This window comes from Streptomyces sp. SCSIO 75703, from assembly GCF_036607905.1.
Classification (GTDB): Bacteria; Actinomycetota; Actinomycetes; order Streptomycetales; family Streptomycetaceae; genus Streptomyces.
The window spans coordinates 1,201,764-1,219,941 of record NZ_CP144555.1 but is presented as its reverse complement, the minus strand read 5'-3'; the positions used below and the strand labels follow the sequence as shown (position 1 = coordinate 1,219,941).

Sequence of the window (18,178 nt, the reverse complement as noted above, 5' to 3'; positions counted from 1 at the left end):
CGAGGAGCGGCCGAGACGGTCCGGTGAGGATGCTACGGCAGTGACCGCCGCCCGGGGACCCGGACGCCTCAATTGCCTCCGAACGGCTTCGGTCCCCCTCCGGGCCGGTCCCGGGCGGGACCCGCGCGACCTGCGGCTACGGCCTTCCCGCCCCGCCCGGCGGCGGCGCCGGGGTAGACGATCCGCGGGCGCGGCCCGGCCCCCTCGCGGTCACGCGGCGTGACGGCCGTGCCGCGCGGGGTTCCTCACGGCCCCGCCGGGACCCCGCGCAGGCGGGATATCGCCGGGGCGGTGGAGTGCGGGAGGAGGTCGCGCGGGTCGACGGGGAGGAGCGTCTCGACCTCCGCCTCCTCGCAGAAACGATACGGCCGGGGGAGGAGGTACGCCCCGAGGTAGCGCCGCACCCGCGACATCTCGGCCCGCGCCGTCACCGTCCGGGCCGGGTCCCCGAACAGGTCCTCGGCCAGCTCCGCCGCGCTGCGCCCGCCCCGGTGCACCGCGAGCAGGTACAGCAACTCCGCGTGCCGCGGGCTCAGTTCCCGCTCCCAGGCGTCCGAGCCGCCCAGCACCCGCACCGACCAGCGACGCGGCTGCGCGAGGTCCAGCACGATCCGCGTGACCGCCGGCCCGACCGGCTCCTCGACCGCCCGGACCAGCCACCCCTCGTCCAGCGGCTCCACCACGCACGCCCCGAGCACCGGCAGCCACCGCGGCCCCGAACCGGCGTACTTGGGCAGCAGCACCCGCTCCGTGAACGGCATCCCCGTCACCGCGGCCGTCCACCCGTCCCGGTCGACCACCAGCGCCCGGCCGCCGATACGGGCCAGCACCGGGGCCGCCACCGCCCGCAGCCGCTCCAGGGACCGCAGGTGCAACTCCCGCAGCCGCGCCTCCGCGAGCCCCGCCACCGAGGTGACCCAGGCCAGCGTCGCCGGGTGCATCGTCTCCAGCGGCCCGCTCACGTCGACCACCCCGATCAGCGCGCCGTTGCGCGGATCGCTGATCGGCGCCCCGGCACAGGTCCAGCCGGTGTGCGAGCGGACGAAGTGCTCGGCGGCGAATACCTGCACCGGGCGCCGGGTGACCGCCGGGGTGCCCACCCCGTTGGTGCCGACGGTCTCCTCCCGCCAGTCCGCGCCCAGTTCGAAGCCCAGCCCGTCGGCCTTGCGCAGCACCGGCCCGCTGCCCTCCCGCCACAGCACCCGGCCGTCCGCGTCCGCGACCACCATGATGTGGTGCGCCACGTCCGCGACCGACAACAGCCCCTCGCGCAGCACCGGCAGCACCAGCCGCAGCGGCGAGGCCGACCGGCGGCGCTCCACCTCCTCCCGCGAGAGCAGCCCCGAGCGGACGTCCCGGTCCGGGTCGACACCGCTGCGCAGCATCCGCCCCCAGGACTCCTCGATCACCGGGCGCGGCGCCACCGGGCCCGGCCGGCCGGCGAGCCGGGCCGAGCGGACCTCGCTGAGCATCCGCGCGGCGCGCGCCGCGTCGGCTGCGGCGAACTGCGTCACGTCCAACGGCGAGAGCGCCACGGGTTCGTCCTCCTGGGAGCGGCTGGCGGGAGCGGGCACCGCCGCGGCCCGCCGGGCCGCGGGACCGTGACCGTCCCGGGGGTTCGTCTGCTGGTGACCGGTTGCCCCTGAGGGGCGGACACACTCCGCGTCCGGACGGCAGCGGGTTGCAACCCCTTGCAACCCTGGTGGACGGCGGTGCGGTGTCCGAAACTTGAGCGGCGCTGTCCTGAACGGCGCACACGGGCCCGACCAGGCCCGGGGCGCGGGGGTGGTGCCGTGTCGGCGCAGCACCACCCCCGCACCGCCCGTCCGGATCAGGAAACGGGCCGCGCCCGTCTCACCACCGCCGCCAGATCCGGTGTCGGCGGCAGCGTCCCGAAGGCCGAGCCCCCGTCACCGCCCAGCCGCGCGGCACAGAACGTGTCGGCCACCTTGGGCGGCCCGTGCCGGACCAGCAGCGCGCCCTGGAGCACCAGCGCCAGCCGTTCGGCCACCCGACGCGCCCGGCACTCGGCGGCCTCCAGGTCGGCGAGTTCGGTCAGCACCCCCCGGATCGCCGTGTCCAGCCGCCGGTCGGCGCCCCGCGCCCGGCCCACCTCGCTCAGGTACGCGTCCAGCGCCGCCGGGTCCCGCCCGAGCACCCGCACCGCGTCCAGGGCGAGGACGTTGCCGGGACCCGCCCACAGGGAACCGAGCGGCGCCGCGCGCACCAGCCGGGGCAGCCCCGACTCCTCGGCGTACCCGGCGTCGCCCAGGCATTCGGCCGCCTCCACCACCACCGGGGCGCAGCGCCCGGTCACCCGGAACGCGGCGGCCGGCAGCGCGAGCCGCAGCAGGGCCCGTTCGTCCTCCCCGCCGTCGTCCAGGGCCGCCGCGAGGCGCAGGGCGAGCACCGTGGCGGCCTCCGACTCGACGGCGAGGTCGGCGAGGACGGCGCGCGCCAGCGGGCGGTCGGCGAGGCTCGCGCCGGACACCTCCCGGTGGGCGCGGTGGTGGACGGCCTCGGCGACGGCCCGGCGCATCAGGGCGGCCGAGCCCACCACGCCGTCCAGCCGCATCGCCGCCCGCGTCTGCGCGAGGGTGCGCGCGCCGTGGCCCCCGGGGCCGATCCGCAGGGCACGGGTCCCGGCGAACCCGACCTCGGCGCGGGCGGCGGAGCGGTGGCCGAGGGTGTCCTCGAGGCGCCGGAGGCGGAAGGGATTGCGGGTGCCGTCCGGCAGGACGCGCGGCACCAGGAAGCAGTCCGGCCCGTCGGCGTCCTCGTCCCCGGCCCGCCCGGAGGCGCGGGCCAGGACCAGGAGGCCGTCGGCGGTGGGCGCCGCGCAGAACCAGGCGTGGCCGGTCAGTTCGTACGTGCCGTCCACGCCCGAGGGCCGGGCCGAGGTGGTGACCGACACCGGGTCGCCGTCCCGCCGCTCGGCGAGGGCCGGGGCGCACAGCGCGCCCGCCTTGTGCCGCAGAGGGCGCGGTTCCGGGTCGTACACCGGGGAGGTCAGCGGCGGCTCCCACTCGGCGGCCCGTTCGGGCTCGGCGCGCAGCGCGGGCACCGCCGCGTGCGTCGCGGACAGGGGCAGGGCGGCGCCCGCGTCGGCCTGCGTCCACACCAGGAGCCCGGCCGCGCGCCGCACGTGCCCGCCGGGCCGCGTCCACGCCGAGGTCAGCCCCGCGCCGACGCCCCTGCCCAGCAGCCGGTGCCAGGCCGGGTGGTACGCGACCTCGTCGACCCGCCGCCCCCGGGGGTCGCGGGCGCGCAGGACCGGCGGGTTCCGGTCGGCCTGCCCGCCCCACTCGCGCACCTGGGCCGACCCGCAGGCCCGGCCCAGCTCGGACAGTTCCGACAGCGCCTCCTCGCGGACCCCGGGCGCCAGATGCCGCCGGACGGCCTCCGCGAGGGCCCGGTCGGCGGTGAAGACGTCGTGGTCCACCAACGGCGGGGCCTGGTCGGTCACGGTGTGGGTGCTGCCTGCCATGACCGCGAACCTACCGCGCCGGAGCCGGCGGGTCCGCAAGGGCCGTCCACGGATGAGAACGGCGGGGCGCGGCGGATACCTTTGGATCGTGCAGCCAGCAAGCGAATCCCCGCAACAGCCCACCGGACGGCTCCGCCGCGCCCGTGCCCTGTACCGGAACGTCTCCAAACGCAGGACCGCCTGGCTGCTGCTCAAGGACACCGTCAACTCCTGCATGGAGTACCGCATCCTGGGCCTGGCCGCCGAGGCCGCGTTCTTCACGCTGCTGTCGGTGCCGCCCCTGCTGCTCAGCGTCCTCGGCCTGCTCGGCTACGTCGACGCGTGGACCCACGCCGACACCACGGCGTCCCTGCGCGCCAACATCCTGGACGCCTCCCGCACGGTCCTCTCCGAGCGGGGCGTACGGCAGATCACCGAACCGATCCTGGACGACGTGACCAAAGGAGGCCGGCCCGACGTCATCTCCCTCGGCTTCCTCTTCGCCGTGTGGTCCGGTTCCCGCGCCGTGAACGTCTTCGTCGACACCATCACCGTGATGTACGGCCTCGACGGGGTGCGCGGCATCGTCAAGACCCGTCTGCTCGCCTTCCTGCTCTTCATCGTGGCGCTGCTCATCGGCTCGGTCGCGCTGCCGCTGATGGTGGCCGGACCGGACACGGTGGTGCGGATCGTGCCCTGGTCGACGACGCTCGTCCAAGTGCTGTACTGGCCCGTCGTCATCGTCCTGTCGGTGGTCTTCCTGACCACGCTCTACCACGTGTCCGTGCCGGTGCGCTCCCCGTGGATCGAGGACGTGCCGGGCGCGCTGGTCGCCCTCGCCATGTGGGTGCTCGGCAGCTTCCTGCTGCGCATCTACCTCACCAGCACCGTCGAGGGACCCACCATCTACGGTTCGCTCGCCGCGCCCGTCGCCGTGCTGCTGTGGATCGGTGTGTCCGCCTTCGCCGTGCTGGTCGGCGCCGCGGTCAACGCGGCCATCGACCGGGTCTGGCCGGCCGCCGCCACCGCCGCCGCCCGCGAGGCCAACGAGCGGATGCGCCAGGCGCAGGTCGCCGAGTACGTGGCCCGCGCCGCCGCCGAGGGGGAGGCCGACCCCGACATGCCGGCCGAGTTCCCCGAACGCTGGTCCCGCTTCCTGCCGCCGGAGGACGTCACCGCCCGGCTGCGCGGCGGCCACACCAAGCAGCATCCCCCCGGACGCGACAAGCCCGAGGACTCCTGAGCGCCGGGCGGGGCGGGACGCGTAGCCTGGCGGGCGTGTACGCGGAACGGCCCTCCCGGCTGGCCGGCGCGGTGGTCTGGACGGCCGCCCCGGCCGGCCCGCGGGCGTGGCCCGTCCTCCCCGACGGCTGCATGGACCTGCTCTGGCACGAGGGCCGGCTGCTCGTCGCCGGCCCCGACACCCGCTCCCACGCCGCCGACGGCGCCCCCGGCCGCTGGGCCGGCGTCCGCTTCTTCCCCGGGACCGCGCCCGCCCTGCTCGGCGTCCCCGCGCACGAGGTGCGCGACCGGCGCGTGGACCTCGCCGACCTGTGGCCGGCCCACCGGGTCCGGTCGCTGACGGCGCGGGTCGCGGCGGCCCCCGGCCCGGCGCGCGGACTGGAGGAGGCCGCGCTGGCGCTCGCGGCCGACGGCGATCCGGCCGACCCCCTGGCCGGCCGGATCATCGCGGCTCTCCAGGCGGGCCGTTCGGTCGCCGCCACCGCCGACGGGCTCGGCGTCGGGGCCCGCCGCCTGCACCGCCGTTCCCTCGCCGCCTTCGGCTACGGGCCCAAGACCCTCGCCCGGATCCTGCGCCTCCAGCGCGCCCTGGCCCTGGCCCGGGGCGGCACGCCGCTCGCGGAGACGGCCGCCCTGGCGGGCTTCGCCGACCAGGCGCATCTCACCCGGGACGTCCGGCGGCTGACGGGGATGGCGCCCCGCGCGCTACTCGGCGGCGGCCGGTAGCGGGGCGAACAGGTCGACCCCGTTGCCGTCCGGATCGTGCAGGACGGCGTAGCGCTGGCCCCAGAAGGCGTCCCAGGGCTTCAGCGCGCCCGGGTGGCCCGCGCCGGTCAGCTCCTCGTACACGGCGTCCACCTCGCCGGGCGTCTCGCACAGCAGGGCGAGCGAGGCCCGTCCGCCGCCGGACGGGGGCCGCCAGGCGGGGTGGAAGGAACGGACGCTCTCCTCGGTGTCGAGCAGCAGCCGGGCACCGCCGGGCAGGGCGGCCTCGGCGTGCGGGCCGTCCTCGGCGCCCTCGGGGAAGGCGAAGCCGAGGCGGCGGTAGAAGGTCACGGAAGCGGCCATGTCGGAGACGACGAGGCCGACGGCGTCGAATCGTGCGGTCATGGGAGCCACGCTAGGCGGGGCGCGCACGGCGGGTCTTGAACGAAACGGACACCTCCCGGGACCGCCGCCGGGCCCGCCTCGCCGCACCGAGGCCGCCCCGCGGACCCGCCGTCCGTCCGCGCCCCCGAGGGGGAGCCGCCTCGCCCTCCGTCCGCCTCGCGACCGGCCGGCCTCCCCTGGGACCGGACGCCCGGCGGGGCCCCTGCCCGGACCTTCGCCCGGCGTCCCCGCGCCCCGGTCCGGCGCCGGTGCCGCCCGCCCCGGGACCCAGCCTCAGATGCTGCTCAAGTTCCTTGCGTCGCACTTTGGTTGACCTCGACCATGGCGAGATGCTGGGACTTCGCAAGCCACCGGAGATCGCGGTCCTCGTCCTGCGGGACGCCGACGTCGTCGCCCGCGCGCTACGGCAGGCCCTCGCCGAGGCGGCCCCCGGGGAACGCCCCGGTCTGGAGCGCGCCGTCACCGTGGTGGAGCGGGCGGCCGACACCTCCGACGCCGAACTGCGCAGCCGCTGGGTCCACGAACGCCTCGCCGCCGTCGGCCACGAGGGCCCCGCCGACTCGGTCCGGGCCGTCAAGGCGCTGCGCGACGCCGTCCCCGGCCTCAGCCTGCTCGCGGCGGTCCGGCTCTCCAAGGAGGCCGCGGCCCACCCCGGCCCGTCGGCCCCGCCGGGCGGGCACCCCGGCCACTGAGGACGTGACCACGGCGCCGCGACCTCTCGTCCACACCCGCACCACCGCCTACCGGCACGACTCCGTCCCGGCCGGGCTCGGGGCCCTGCCCGCCCTCGACGGCCTCGCGGCGGACGCCACCGAAGGCCCCGCCGCACCCGAGGCGCCGCTGGACGGATGCGGCGCCGTCGTCTTCCTCTCCACCAGCGGCGAGATCCCCACCCCGTCCGGCCGTGCCCGTCTCGCCGCCTGCGTCGAGGCCGGCGGCGGCTTCGCCCGCGTGCACGCCGCGGCCCGCACCGAGGATGACTGGCCCCCTACGGGACCCTGCGCGGGGCCCGCCTCGACTCCCACCCCGCCCCCAGCCGGGGAGCGTCCTCGTCGAGGACGGCGACCACCCGGCACCGGCCACCCGTGTGGGCGTGCGCCGACGAGCGGTACGGCTTCCGCAGCAACCCGCGCGGCACCGTCCTCGCCCGCGCCGACGGGACCTCGTACGAGGGCGGCCGGCACGGGCGCGGACCATCCGCTCGTCCGGTGCCGGGAGCGGGGCCCGGGCCGCGTCCTCTCCACCGCCCCCGCACACACCGCCGCGTCCTGCGCCGCCCCGCCTTCCGGGAGCACCCGCGCGGCGGCATCCGCTGGGCCGCCCGGCCCGGCTGAGCGCCCCGGCGGCCGCTCCGGTCACGGAACGTTCCCGTCCGGTCGCTCTCGGGCACGCGCGGGGGAATACCCGGGGGGGCCGGCGGTGCTCTGGAAGTCACCGGAGCGCGAGCGCGGCGAAGGGCTGGTGGGCAGATGACGACAGCGGACCAGGCACCCCCGGTGGCGAGGACCCCCCACGGCGCGGTACGCGGCCGGTGGGAGGACGGTGTCGCGGTCTTCCGCGGCATCCCCTACGCGGCGCCCCCCTTCGGGCCGCGCCGCTTCCGGCCGCCCGAGCCGCCCGAGCCCTGGGACGGCGTCCGCGACGCCGTCCGCTTCGGGCCGACCGCGCCGAAACCGCCGTACTCCGAGGCGTTCGCCTCCTACCTGAGCGACCCGGAGATCCCCGGCGACGACTGCCTCAACCTCAACGTCTGGACCCCCGAACCGGGGCCCGGGGCCCGCCTGCCCGTCCTCGTCTGGCTGCACGGCGGCGCCCTGACCAGAGGCTCCTCCGCCGTGCCGGTCTACGACGGGCACGGCTTCGCCCGCGACGGCGTGGTCCTCGTCTCCGTCAACTACCGCCTCGGCGTCGAGGGCTACGGCCTCTTCCCCGACGCCCCCGCCAACCCGGGGCTCCGCGACCAGCTCGCCGCCCTGCTGTGGGTGCGCTCCGCCATCGCCGGCTTCGGCGGCGACCCCGGCCGGATCACCCTGGCCGGCCAGTCCGCCGGGGCCATCAGCGCCGGGGCCCTGCTCGCCGCGCCGCGGGCCGCGGGCCTGGTCCGGCGCGCCGTCCTGCAGAGCGGGCCGCCGGAGGCGTCGGAACGGGACAAGGTACGCCGGATGGTCCGCCGCATGGCCGCCCGGCTCAGGGTCCCGGCCACCGCCGCCGCCTTCGCCGAGGTCGACCGTGACCTGCTGCTGCGCACCCAGGCCGAGATCGGGCGGCTCGGCAGCCCCGTGCTCGGCGGGCCCGCCTTCGGCATCGTCGTCGACGACGACCTCGTGCCCCGCGATCCGCTGGCGGCCCTCGCCGGCGGCGGCGCGGCCCCCGGCGTCGACCTGCTCATGGGCTGGACCCGCGACGAGTACCGGCTGTGGCTCGTCCCCGGCGGACTGCTGGAGCGCGTCGACCGGCTCGGCCCGGTCGCCCTGGCCGGGGCCCGCGCCCGCTGCCGCTGCGGACCGGAGGTGGTGCGCGGCTACCGCGCCCTGCGGCCCGACGCGGGCACCGCCGAGACCGTCGGCCAGCTCGTCACCGACCACCTGCTGCGCGTCCCGCTGCACCGCCTGGCCGACGCCCGCGCCGAGGCGTCCTGGATGTACGAGTTCGCCTGGCCCTCCCGGCTGCCCGGCCTCGGCGCCTGCCACGCCCTGGAGCTGGGCTTCGTCTTCGACAGCGGGGACGTGCCGGCCGCCCGCGCCCTCGCCGGGGAGGGCGCCCCGGCCGCGCTCGCCGACGCCATGCACGCGGCCTGGGTGCGCTTCGTGAGCGAGGGCGACCCCGGCTGGCCCCGCTGGGACGCCTCGCACCCGGCCCGCGTCTTCGACGCCGGCGGGCCGGTCACCGAGTACGGACTGCGGGACGCCGAGATGGCCCTGTGGAACGGGCCCGGCCGCGAGGAGGACCCGCCGGAACCTGCCGAACTCCGGTCGGTGGTGGGCCGGTTCCGTCGCGCCGGGGCGCTGCGCCGGCACTGAGCCGGACGGCGCCCCGGCACGGCGCAGGCGTCACCGCGCGATGATCGTGGGGAGGACCCACGGGCCGCGAGGGCCCCGCGGCCTCTGAACCCCCACGTCCGGCGCGGCCGGAAGACCCGAGAGAGACGGAAGGCGCGATGAAGTTCGCACACGAGACGCTGCCCCAGCGAGTCGTCTTCGCCCCCGGCGAGTCCGCCGCCGCGGTGGCCGCCGAGGTCGCGGCGCTCGGCGCCCGCAAGGCCATGCTGATCGCCTCCGGCCGGGAGGCCGCCCGCGCTGACCCCATCGCCCGGGAGATCCCGGTCGCCGCGCGCCACGAGGAAGTCGTGAGGCACGTACCGGTCGAGGTCGCCGCGCGGGCCCGCGAGGCCGCCGCCGCCTCCGGCGCCGACGTGCTGGTCAGCGTCGGCGGCGGCTCCACCACCGGCCTCGCCAAGGCCGTCGCCCTCACCACCGGCCTGCCCGTGGTCGCCGTCCCCACGACCTACGCCGGCTCCGAGGCGACCAACGTGTGGGGCCTGACCGAGGGCGAGACCAAGACCACCGGCGTCGACAACGCCGTACTGCCCCGCTCCGTCGTCTACGACGCCACCCTGCCGGCGAGCCTGCCCCGCGAGCTGAGCGTGGCCTCCGGACTCAACGCGATGGCCCACTGCGTCGACTCCTTCTGGGGACCGCGCGCCGACCCCATCGACCGGGCCCTCGCCCAGGAGGGCGTCCGCGCCCTCGCCGCCGGACTGCCCGCGGTCGCCCGCGACCCGGCCGGCCGGGAGGGCGTCGAGCAGACCCTGTACGGCGCCTACCTCGCCGCGGTCTCCTTCACCGGCGCCGGATCGGGACTGCACCACAAGATCTGCCACGTGCTGGGCGGCATGTTCGACCTCCCGCACGCCCAGACGCACGCCGTCGTCCTGCCGTACGTCCTCGCCCTCAACGCGCCGCACGCCCCCGACGCCGAACGGCGCATCGCGCAGGCGTTCGACAGTGACACCGCCTCGGCGGGACTGGCCGCGCTGCGCGCCCGGCTGGACGCCCCGACGGCGCTCAAGGACTACGGCATGCCCGAGGACGGCATCGCCAGGGCCGTCGGCCCGATCCTCGCGGCGGCCCCCGCGGGCAACCCCGCACCCGTCACCGAGGACGCCGTCACCGGCCTGCTGCGCGCGGCCTGGGAAGGGAGCGGACCGTCATGACCGGCGTCCGCACCGGAGGGACCCGCACCGGCCCGGTGCCGGTCCCCCGGTGCGCCCACGCCGTCCCCGATCCCGCACGACGGGACGCCCGCGACGGCCGGACGCCCGCCCTGCCGGGCCTCGCACCCGCACGTCGCGGTGACCGCCGGTGACCGCCGCCGCCCGGTGACGCGCGCCTTCGTGCGCGACGACGAACTCCCCGGCCGCGACAGCGTCTTCGACGCCGAGGAGTCCCCGGCCGAGGCTCCGTCCAGCACCGGGCGGGCACCGGGGGCCCGACGGGCGCCGTGTCGACGGGGCCCGTCGGGGCCCGTCGCGGCAACGCTTCGACGTCGTCCTGGCCCCGGCCGGGCCCTGACCGACGCCCAGGACGACGGGCTCCGTCCAGCGCGCCCACCGCTCCCCCCGTGCCGGCCGCGCGGATCGCCGTCGGCGGCGACCGACCGCGCCGTCGGCCCCGCCCGCGGGTGCCCCTGCGGGCCGGTCCCGAGCCCGTGCGGGGACGGCGGCCCCGGACAGGCGGTGGGACGGCGGGAACCGGCGGCGGTCCGGCCCCCTCGCCCCGCCCGCCCGGGGCCGGCCCCGGGGCCCCGGGGCCCCGGGGCCGGAGGCCGTCCTCGCCCCTCTGGCCCTCGGCGACCTCGGCCCGCCCCCGCCGCACGGACGCAACAGGCCCCGGAACGGTCAGGTGTCCGGCCCCGCCAGCGCCCTCGCCACCTCGGCGATCCGTCCCGGGCCCACCCGGCAGCAGCCGCCGATCAGCCGCGCCCCCGCGTCCCGCCAGCCCCGCGCCCGTCCGGCGTCGAAGGCCGGCGGCCCGGCCCAGCCGCCCGCGCCCCAGGACTCCCCGCTGTTCGGGTAGGCCACCACCGGCTTGCCGGTCACCCGGGCCGCCGTGGCGACGGCACCGGCCACGTCCCCGGGGGCGCAGCAGTTCACGCCCACCGCGACCACCTCGTCCGCGTCGGCCGCGAGGGCGAAGGCGTCCTCCAGCGGCTGCCCGGCGCGGGTCAGCCCGCCCGCCACCGAGTACGACAGCCAGGCCGGCACGCCCAGCCCGCGCACCGCGCGCAGCAGGGCCGCGGCCTCCTCCGTGTCGGGCACCGTCTCCAGCGCCAGCACGTCGGGCCGGGCGGCGGCCAGCACCTCCAGCCGGGGCCGGTGGAACCGCTCCAGCGCGCCGGCGCCGAGGCCGTAGCGGCCCTGGTACTCCGACCCGTCCGCGAGCATCGCCCCGTACGGGCCCGCCGAGGCCGCCACCCACAGCCGGCGCCCCGTGCGCGCCCGGCGGGCCGCCTCCCGGGCCAGCTCCACGGACCGGGCCAGCAGCTCCGCCGCCCGCTCGCGCCCGACGCCGCGCCGGGCGAAGCCCTCGAAGGTGGCCTGGTAGCTCGCGGTGATGGCCACGTCGGCCCCGGCCTCGTAGAAGGCGCGGTGCGCCGCGACGACGGCCTCCGGCCGCTCCGCGAGCAGCCGTGCCGACCACAGCGCGTCGCCCAGGTCGTGCCCGTCCGCCTCCAGCCGCGTGGCCAGCCCCCCGTCGAGCACCAGCGCGCCCCGGGCGAGGGCCCCGGCGAAGTCACCGTTCATGCCCCCGACGGTAACCGTCCCGGACGCCGACGGTGGCGGGCGGCCGGGCTCAGCCCGACAGCACGTCCCGGACGAAGGCGTTGGCGAACTTCCCCGCCGGGTCCAGGTCGCGCGCCAGGGCCCGGAAGTCGTCCAGGCGCGGGTACCGGGCGCGCAGCACCGACGCCGGGGTCGTGAAGACCTTCCCCCAGTGCGGCCGGGCGTCGTAGGCGTCCAGCGCCGCCTCCACCCGGCGCACCACCGGCAGCACCGCCGCCGTGTCCTCGACCCACGTGAAGTGCACGGCGAGGGTGTCCCGCCCGTGGGCCGGGCTCAGCCACTGGGCGTCGGCCGCCACCGCGCGCACCTCGCAGGTCCGGAGCACCGGCGCGAGGCTCTCCCGGATCGCGTCCAGGGCGTGCAGCGCCGCCACGGCGTGGACGCGCGGCAGCAGGTACTCCGACTGCAGCTCGGCACCGCTGCTGGGCACGAAGCCGGGGCGGAAGTGCGGCAGGCGCTCGTGCCAGGGCCCGGCCTCGCCGCGCTGGCGGGTGCAGTTGACGCCGGGCATCCCCGGCACCGGGTGCATCGTCCCGGTGGCCGGCGTGCCCCAGCGGAAGTCCGGCAGCGGCCGGTCGGTGCGCCGCTTGAACCACACCTGCCGGAACCCGGGCCGGGACCAGTCGGTGAACAGGCTCACGCTGTACGCCGCCGACAGCACCGCCTCGACCTCGGCCGCGTCCATCCCGGCGAGCGGAACCTCGGTGAAGACGTGCTGCTCGACCTCGTAGGCCGGCTCCAGGCCCAGCGTGAGCGCGCTCACCACGCCGAGCGCGCCCAGCGAGGTGACCGCGCCGTCGAAGCCCTCGTCCCCGCGCCGCAGGGTCCGCGGGGAGCCGTCCGCCGTGACCAGCTCGACCTCCCGCACCGAGGAGGCCAGCCCGCCGTTGCCCACCCCGGAGCCGTGCGTGCCGGTCGCCACCGACCCGGCGACGGAGATGTGCGGGAGCGACGCCATGTTGGCGAGCGCCAGACCGTGGGCGTGGACCGTCCGGGCCAGCTCGGCGTAGCGGACGCCGCCGCCCACCCGTACCGTGCCGGCGGCCGTGTCGACGTCCGTCTCCGGAGGCAGTCCGGCCAGCGACAGCAGGACACCCTCGGCGCCCGGATCGGCGATCCCGTTGAAGGAGTGCCCGCTGCCCAGCACCCGCAGGCGCGCGCTGCCGGCGACCACCGCCCGCAGCGCGGCGAGCGAGTGCGGGCGGTGCACCTCCTTCGCCGAGTAGGTGATGTTGCCCGCCCAGTTGGTCACGGTGTCGGCCATCGCGCCGCCCCTCCCTGAAAAGATCCGCGAACCGGGGAACCCCGGGAGATCCCCGCACGCCGGGGCCGCCCGGACCGGGGCGGCCGGTCCGGGACCGGGAGTCCCCGCCGAACCTACCCCGGACGGGGGAGGGCCCCCGCCCGGGTGGACGCGGCGGCGGGGGCATACCGTGAGAAGTCGAACGCAGTAGCCGGGAGGAGACAAGGGATGGGCAGCCGTACCGCGCTGGTCGAGGATCTGATGGAGCGCTTTCCGCACGTACCGCGGGAGGCGGTCTTCAAGGAGGACCTGCTCCGCGGCGGGGTGGCCTTCGACTCCTCCGCGCTCAGCGACAACGAGGACGGCGAGGTCAAACCGAAGTCGTACTTCATCTTCTCCTTCGACCACGGCACCCTGCCGGAGCTGGGCGAGGCCGCGCTGCGCCGCCCGCCCGAGGAGATCATCCTCACCGGCGGCCCGTACGACCTGCGGCGCACCGTCGTCTCGGTCCGGGTGAACCCGTCCTCGCCCTACCGCGTCGCCGCCGACGAGGACGGCGTGCTCGGCCTCTACCTCGACGGCAAGCGGATCTCCGACGTCGGCGTGCCGCCGATGCCCGAGTACTACCGGCACACCCTCGCCAACGGGAAGTCGGTGATGGAGGTCGCCCCGACCATCCAGTGGGGCTACCTGATCTACCTGACCGTCTTCCGGGTCTGCCAGTACTTCGGCGCCAAGGAGGAGTGCCAGTACTGCGACATCAACCACAACTGGCGCCAGCACAAGGCGGCCGGCCGGCCCTACACCGGCGTCAAGGACGTCGACGAGGTGCTGGAGGCGCTGGAGATCATCGACCGGTACGACACGCAGAAGACGTCCACCGCCTACACGCTCACCGGCGGCGCCATCACCAAGACCGTCGGCGGACGCGACGAGGCCGACTTCTACGGCATGTACGCCAAGGCCATCGAGGAGCACTTCCCCGGCCGCTGGATCGGCAAGGTCGTCGCCCAGGCCCTGCCCAAGCCGGACGTGCAGCGCTTCAAGGACTACGGCGTGCAGATCTACCACCCCAACTTCGAGGTGTGGGACCGGCGCCTGTTCGAGCTGTACTGCCCTGGCAAGGAGCGCTACGTCGGCCGCGACGAGTGGCACCGCCGCGTCCTCGACTCGGCCGACGTCTTCGGCGCCCGCAACGTCATCCCGAACTTCGTGGCGGGCGTCGAGATGGCCGAGCCGTTCGGGTTCACCACGGTGGACGAGGCGATCGCGTCCACCACCGAGGGCCTGCGGTTCTTCATGTCACAGGGCATCACCCCCCGGTTCACCACCTGGTGCCCCGAGCCGACGACCCCGCTCGGCAAGGCCAACCCGCAGGGAGCGCCGCTGGAGTACCACATCCGGCTGCTGGAGGCGTACCGGGCCACGATGGAGGACTTCGGCCTCTCCTCGCCCCCCGGCTACGGCCCGCCCGGTGCCGGCCGCGCGGTCTTCTCCGTCAGCTCCTTCATGGACAGCCTCCCGGAGGACGAACCCGTCGAGGCGTAGCCGCCGACGCGTCGCGCGGGCGGTCCCGGCACCGCCCGCCGGCGCACGGGCCCGGCGCTTGTCAGGCGCCCCGCGGACATGGCAAGCTCGGCGCTTGCCGCGAGGCCCCCCGCACCCTTCTCCGTGCGGTGCACCGGCCTCGTCCCGTGGACGCAGGAGTCCGATGCCCGACCTGCCGAGCCGCCCCCAGGGAGCCGCCGAGGCCGCCATGTCGGCGGTCTGCCGCGACACCGTGCTCTCCTACGCGGGCCTGTGCGCAGCCGGCCCCGACGCGGCCGGCCGGCTGGCCGCCGAGGCGTCCGCGCGCGGCGCCCGCGAACTGCGTGCCGGCGGCAGCGACCCGGCCGCCCGCCGCCCGCCCCGGCTGCCCGGCGCCCCGCTGCTGCTGACCGCCGTCCGCACGACCGCGGCCGACTGGGAGGCCGCCGGACGGGGCGACGAACTCGCCCCCGGGTTACGGCGATGGCTCGCCTCGGAACAGGCCGCCCGGTACGCGGGACCGCTCCGGGAACGCCCCCTCGCGCTGCGCGCGCTGCGCGACATGCGCCCCGCCGACGCCGAACTGCTGTGGCTGGCCGACGTGGAGGCGCTGCCACTGGCCGTGGCCGCCCGTCGCCTCGGCCTCGACCCGGACACCGCCTCCGACGAACTCGCCGAAGCCCGCGTGCTGTTCAGGGAACGCTGCCGCCGCGGACACGTCGACGCCCCGCCGGCCCCCGGCTGCCGCCGCTACACCGGGCTGTTGGACGCCGTCACCCGGACGCCCGGCATCGAGGTCCCCGACGACCTCGCCCGCCACCTGGCCGGCTGCGCCGGCTGCGCGGAGGCCGCCGCCTGCCTGCGCCCGCCCGGACCGGGCCTGCCCGTCGCCCTCGCCGACGGTGTCCTCGGCTGGGGCGGCCGGGCCCACGTGGAACGCCGCCGCCGCGCCGCCGAACACCGGCCCGGCCCCGCCCTGCCGGCGCCGGGCGAGGACGGCGACCGGCGCCGCTCGCGCCGGGTCCGCGCCGGGCTCCTCGCCACGGCCGTCCTGGTCTCCCTGCCGGCGCTCGCCGTCTCGCTGCGGCCCTTCGGCGGCGACGACCCCGGCACCCCCGCACCCCGGGACGCGGACGGGCACGCCGTGGCCGCCGCCCGCCCGTCCCCGCCGGACCCGGTCGCCCGGACCTCGCCCGACCTGGGCGAGCCCCCCGTCGAGGCCGGCACGGCCGCGCCGGACACCACCCCGAAGACCGCAAGCGGCACCCCGTCGCCCCGGGCCTCCGCGCCCCGGCCGACCGCGATCACGCGCGGCAGCGCACCCGCCCCGGCCCCGGCGCCCGGCATGACCGCGCCGCCCGCCTGCCGCGTGCGCTACCAGCTCGTCAACCAGTGGGCCGACGGCTTCCAGGCCACCGTCACCGTCACCTCCGACACGGCCCTCGCCTCCTGGGACGTCGCCTGGACCTTCCCCGACGGCCAGCGCGTCGGCCAGATGTGGGACGCGGTCCACGCCCAGGACGGCGACCGGGTCACCGCCGGGGCCACCGGTTACAACCAGGACGTCCCCGCCGGCGGGCGCATCACCTTCGGCTTCGTCGCCTCCTGGCACGGCGCCAACTCCCCGCCACCCGGCTTCACCCTGAACGGCCGTGCCTGCGCCACGGGCTGACCGCCCGTCCCGGCCCGGCGCCGCTCACGGGCTGGTGGCCGCGGGGGAGCGGTGGGCCCCGGACCGGGCCCGCGGAAGGGGCTGCCGGGCGTGGCCGGCCGGTCGTGGCGCCCATCGGGGGCCGCGGGACGCCGTGGCGGTCGTGCGCCGGCCGAGAGGCTCGGTCACTCACGCCGCGGCGGGGCCCCGCACCGCGCCCGCGTGGCGGCACGCCCCTCCCACGGAGGGCGGAGAGCGTGCCGCCCCGGCCGGAGGCCCGGCCCCCGGCACCGGGCACCGGGAGGCCGGACCGGCGCGGTCATGGCGTCAGGCGCGGCAGGACGCTGGGAGAGGCGAGGGGCCGTCGGTGGCGTGGCCCCAGAGCCCGCTCCCGCCCAGGTACCGCCGGCCGGCGCCCCCCGCGGTTCACGCCCACGCGGACACCAGGGACAGTGCCTGGGCGAGGGTCAGCCTGGGGTCACACAGCGTGGTGGAGCGGCGCCCGGCGAGCTCCAGCTCCGAGGCGTCCGCCACGCATTCGAGGACATCGTCCGGTGTGGTCTCCAGGTGCAGTCCCCCGGGGACGCCGCCGGAGGAGTGCACGGCCTGCCGAAACTCCCGGACCTCCCGGGCCATGACGTCGACGAGCCGGGTCTTCCCACCGTCCGGGGTGACGACGGTGTTGCCGTGCATCGGGTCGCAGAGCCAGATCACCGGATGGCCCTCGGCCCGCACCTTGCCGACCAGGGCCGGCAGCCGCTCGGCCACGAGACCGGCACCCATCCGGGCGATCAGAGTGAGCCGTCCCGGTTCCCTGCCCGGGTCGAGTCGCGCGCAGAGCCCCAGCACCTCGTCGGCGCTCGTCGCGGGGCCGATCTTGCACGCGACCGGGTTGACCACGCTCGCGAGCAGCGCGACATGGGCGCCGTCCACCTGCCGGGTGCGCTCCCCGATCCACGGCCAGTGGGTGGAGCCCAGCCATGAGCGGCCGTCGTCGGCGCGGCGGACGAGGGGTTCCTCGTAGTCGAGCAGCAGGGCCTCGTGACTGGTCCACACGGTACGGTGCGCCGGGTCGTCCCGGCGGCGCGCGAGATGCCTCGTCGCCTCCCGGGCCGCGACGTACCCCGTCACGACACGCAGGGGGTCGGGCCGTCGGCTCCGCCGGTCGGGGTCCGGCCCGTTGACCATGTGCCCCCGGTAGACGGGGAGGGTGAGCCCGGCCACCCGCTCGGTGGGGTGCGAACGGGGTTTGGCGAACTGACCGGCCACCCGGCCGACGACCAGGGCAGGCGTGCCGACGGCTGTCTCGACGGCCTCGGCGAGACGGTCGAGCAGCGCGGTCTTGCGGTCGACGTGTCCACCGGCGCACTCCGCCGGGTCCTCCGCGCAGTCTCCCGCCTGGATGACGCACGACTCGCGGTCGGCGACCCGGGCGAGCAGCCCGCGCAGCGCGAGGGCCTCCTCCACGGGGACCAGGGGCGGCTGCCGGGCGAGGAGTTCGCGCACCTGACGGACCAGAACGGGGTCTTCCCACCGGGGCTGCTGCCGGGCGGCCCGGCCCACGGTCTCCACCGCGGGCCGGGCCTTTGCGGGGGACGCGGTCATGTCGGTATGCCTTCGCGCCTGATCCGCGGGACGGGGATGCCCAGGGCCTCGAACTGCCTGCACGGGTTCATGAACTCCCGCTGCCGCTTGATCTTCCCGTTCTCGAACTGGAACGCGTGGAGGAAGTGGTTGCGGTAGTGGCCCTCCGGGTACCCGGGAAAGCGGATCTTGCCTTCCCCGTCGCATTCCACCCAGAACCGGTCGGGGTCCTGGGTGTCGAAGATCTCGATGTTCGTCCACACCCAGTCGGGGAAGCAGCGCAGGGACCACACGGCGTGTTCGCCGAGCCTGTCCCGGCCCCGGATGACGATGGGCCCCTCGCTGTCGGAGGTCCACAGACCGCCGATCCCGTCCTCGGTGAAGAGCAGGTGCCGCTCGAGGCGGTCCTGGCCGCGGGTGTTCATGTACTGGGCGACGACGGCGCGGTTGCGGGCGCGCCGCTGTGCCTCGTCGGTGGGAACCTCGGTGTGCGTGGTGTCCGCGCTCATGATG

The 18,178-nt window shown here is 77.1% G+C and carries 15 protein-coding genes; 8 read left to right on the top strand and 7 right to left on the bottom strand.

All coding sequences use genetic code 11. The annotated features are described in order from the left end of the window. Window positions 1-245 precede the first annotated feature (245 nt). Complete coding sequence (locus tag VM636_RS05190; protein WP_030421848.1) at window positions 246-1,535, bottom strand: helix-turn-helix domain-containing protein; 1,290 nt, start codon at window positions 1,533-1,535, stop codon at window positions 246-248. A gap of 296 nt (window positions 1,536-1,831) precedes the next feature. Beyond that, the gene (locus tag VM636_RS05185) at window positions 1,832-3,487 is read right to left on the bottom strand and encodes an acyl-CoA dehydrogenase family protein (RefSeq protein ID WP_338483592.1); all 1,656 of its coding nucleotides are present in this window, start codon (window positions 3,485-3,487) and stop codon (window positions 1,832-1,834) included. An 88-nt stretch (window positions 3,488-3,575) separates the two neighbouring features. Here VM636_RS05185 and VM636_RS05180 point away from each other — a divergent pair, with 88 nt between their 5' ends. Together VM636_RS05180 and VM636_RS05175 are read left to right on the top strand one after the other, a co-directional pair. Next, entirely contained in the window at window positions 3,576-4,709 is a 1,134-nt protein-coding gene (locus VM636_RS05180) for a YihY/virulence factor BrkB family protein (protein WP_030421850.1), read from the top strand. A gap of 35 nt (window positions 4,710-4,744) precedes the next feature. Beyond that, window positions 4,745-5,434 (top strand): helix-turn-helix transcriptional regulator, encoded by a 690-nt coding sequence (locus tag VM636_RS05175; protein ID WP_338483590.1) that lies wholly within the window; start codon window positions 4,745-4,747, stop codon window positions 5,432-5,434. Here the strand turns inward: VM636_RS05175 and VM636_RS05170 are convergent. Next, on the bottom strand, window positions 5,414-5,818 hold the full coding sequence (locus VM636_RS05170) for a VOC family protein (protein WP_030421852.1): 405 nt from the start codon (window positions 5,816-5,818) through the stop codon (window positions 5,414-5,416). The genes VM636_RS05175 and VM636_RS05170 overlap by 21 nt on opposite strands. Window positions 5,819-6,147: 329 nt before the next feature. On the opposite strand from VM636_RS05170, the gene VM636_RS05165 reads away from it, so the two are divergent. From VM636_RS05165 to VM636_RS05150, 4 genes are all read left to right on the top strand, one after another. Beyond that, the gene (locus VM636_RS05165) at window positions 6,148-6,510 is read left to right on the top strand and encodes a hypothetical protein (RefSeq protein ID WP_030421853.1); all 363 of its coding nucleotides are present in this window, start codon (window positions 6,148-6,150) and stop codon (window positions 6,508-6,510) included. 4 nt (window positions 6,511-6,514) lie between these two features. Further along, a complete protein-coding gene (locus tag VM636_RS05160) occupies window positions 6,515-7,291 on the top strand; it encodes a ThuA domain-containing protein (RefSeq protein ID WP_338483586.1) in 777 nt (258 codons plus the stop codon). Further along, window positions 7,288-8,838: a carboxylesterase family protein gene (locus tag VM636_RS05155; RefSeq protein WP_030421854.1), complete on the top strand. Its 1,551-nt coding sequence runs from the start codon at window positions 7,288-7,290 to the stop codon at window positions 8,836-8,838. The genes VM636_RS05160 and VM636_RS05155 overlap by 4 nt, the downstream gene beginning before the upstream one ends. Window positions 8,839-8,975: 137 nt before the next feature. Then, on the top strand, window positions 8,976-10,031 hold the full coding sequence (locus VM636_RS05150; protein ID WP_053913801.1) for a maleylacetate reductase: 1,056 nt from the start codon (window positions 8,976-8,978) through the stop codon (window positions 10,029-10,031). 684 nt (window positions 10,032-10,715) lie between these two features. Here the strand turns inward: VM636_RS05150 and mmuM are convergent. After that, entirely contained in the window at window positions 10,716-11,621 is a 906-nt protein-coding gene (mmuM, locus tag VM636_RS05145) for a homocysteine S-methyltransferase (protein ID WP_338483582.1), read from the bottom strand. Window positions 11,622-11,670: 49 nt separating this feature from the next. After that, window positions 11,671-12,924 carry a D-arabinono-1,4-lactone oxidase gene (locus tag VM636_RS05140; protein WP_030421857.1) on the bottom strand — a complete coding sequence of 418 codons (1,254 nt, stop codon included), beginning with the start codon at window positions 12,922-12,924 and terminating at the stop codon, window positions 11,671-11,673. Between the two features lie 207 nt (window positions 12,925-13,131). Here VM636_RS05140 and VM636_RS05135 point away from each other — a divergent pair, with 207 nt between their 5' ends. Together VM636_RS05135 and VM636_RS05130 are read left to right on the top strand one after the other, a co-directional pair. Continuing rightward, window positions 13,132-14,451, top strand: a complete 1,320-nt coding sequence (locus VM636_RS05135; RefSeq protein WP_030421858.1) for a radical SAM protein — start codon at window positions 13,132-13,134, stop codon at window positions 14,449-14,451. Between the two features lie 163 nt (window positions 14,452-14,614). Next, window positions 14,615-16,102 carry a cellulose binding domain-containing protein gene (locus VM636_RS05130; protein WP_338483578.1) on the top strand — a complete coding sequence of 496 codons (1,488 nt, stop codon included), beginning with the start codon at window positions 14,615-14,617 and terminating at the stop codon, window positions 16,100-16,102. Window positions 16,103-16,507: 405 nt separating this feature from the next. Here the strand turns inward: VM636_RS05130 and VM636_RS05125 are convergent, their stop codons facing one another. Then, window positions 16,508-17,686: a 3-deoxy-7-phosphoheptulonate synthase gene (locus tag VM636_RS05125; RefSeq protein WP_338483576.1), complete on the bottom strand. Its 1,179-nt coding sequence runs from the start codon at window positions 17,684-17,686 to the stop codon at window positions 16,508-16,510. Further along, window positions 17,683-18,174, bottom strand: a complete 492-nt coding sequence (locus VM636_RS05120) for a PhzA/PhzB family protein (protein WP_030421861.1) — start codon at window positions 18,172-18,174, stop codon at window positions 17,683-17,685. The genes VM636_RS05125 and VM636_RS05120 overlap by 4 nt, the downstream gene beginning before the upstream one ends. Between the last annotated feature and the right edge of the window lie 4 nt (window positions 18,175-18,178).

Bases quoted from the DNA above. Each gene is read 5' to 3' on its own strand.
- VM636_RS05185 (WP_338483592.1), bottom strand. From the start codon at position 3,487: ATGGCAGGCAGCACCCACACCGTGACCGACCAGGCCCCGCCGTTGGTG.
- VM636_RS05170 (WP_030421852.1), bottom strand. From the start codon at position 5,818: ATGACCGCACGATTCGACGCCGTCGGCCTCGTCGTCTCCGACATGGCC.
- VM636_RS05165 (WP_030421853.1), top strand. From the start codon at position 6,148: ATGCTGGGACTTCGCAAGCCACCGGAGATCGCGGTCCTCGTCCTGCGG.
- VM636_RS05155 (WP_030421854.1), top strand. From the start codon at position 7,288: ATGACGACAGCGGACCAGGCACCCCCGGTGGCGAGGACCCCCCACGGC.
- VM636_RS05150 (WP_053913801.1), top strand. From the start codon at position 8,976: ATGAAGTTCGCACACGAGACGCTGCCCCAGCGAGTCGTCTTCGCCCCC.
- mmuM (WP_338483582.1), bottom strand. From the start codon at position 11,621: ATGAACGGTGACTTCGCCGGGGCCCTCGCCCGGGGCGCGCTGGTGCTC.
- VM636_RS05140 (WP_030421857.1), bottom strand. From the start codon at position 12,924: ATGGCCGACACCGTGACCAACTGGGCGGGCAACATCACCTACTCGGCG.
- VM636_RS05135 (WP_030421858.1), top strand. From the start codon at position 13,132: ATGGGCAGCCGTACCGCGCTGGTCGAGGATCTGATGGAGCGCTTTCCG.
- VM636_RS05130 (WP_338483578.1), top strand. From the start codon at position 14,615: ATGCCCGACCTGCCGAGCCGCCCCCAGGGAGCCGCCGAGGCCGCCATG.
- VM636_RS05125 (WP_338483576.1), bottom strand. From the start codon at position 17,686: ATGACCGCGTCCCCCGCAAAGGCCCGGCCCGCGGTGGAGACCGTGGGC.
- VM636_RS05120 (WP_030421861.1), bottom strand. From the start codon at position 18,174: ATGAGCGCGGACACCACGCACACCGAGGTTCCCACCGACGAGGCACAG.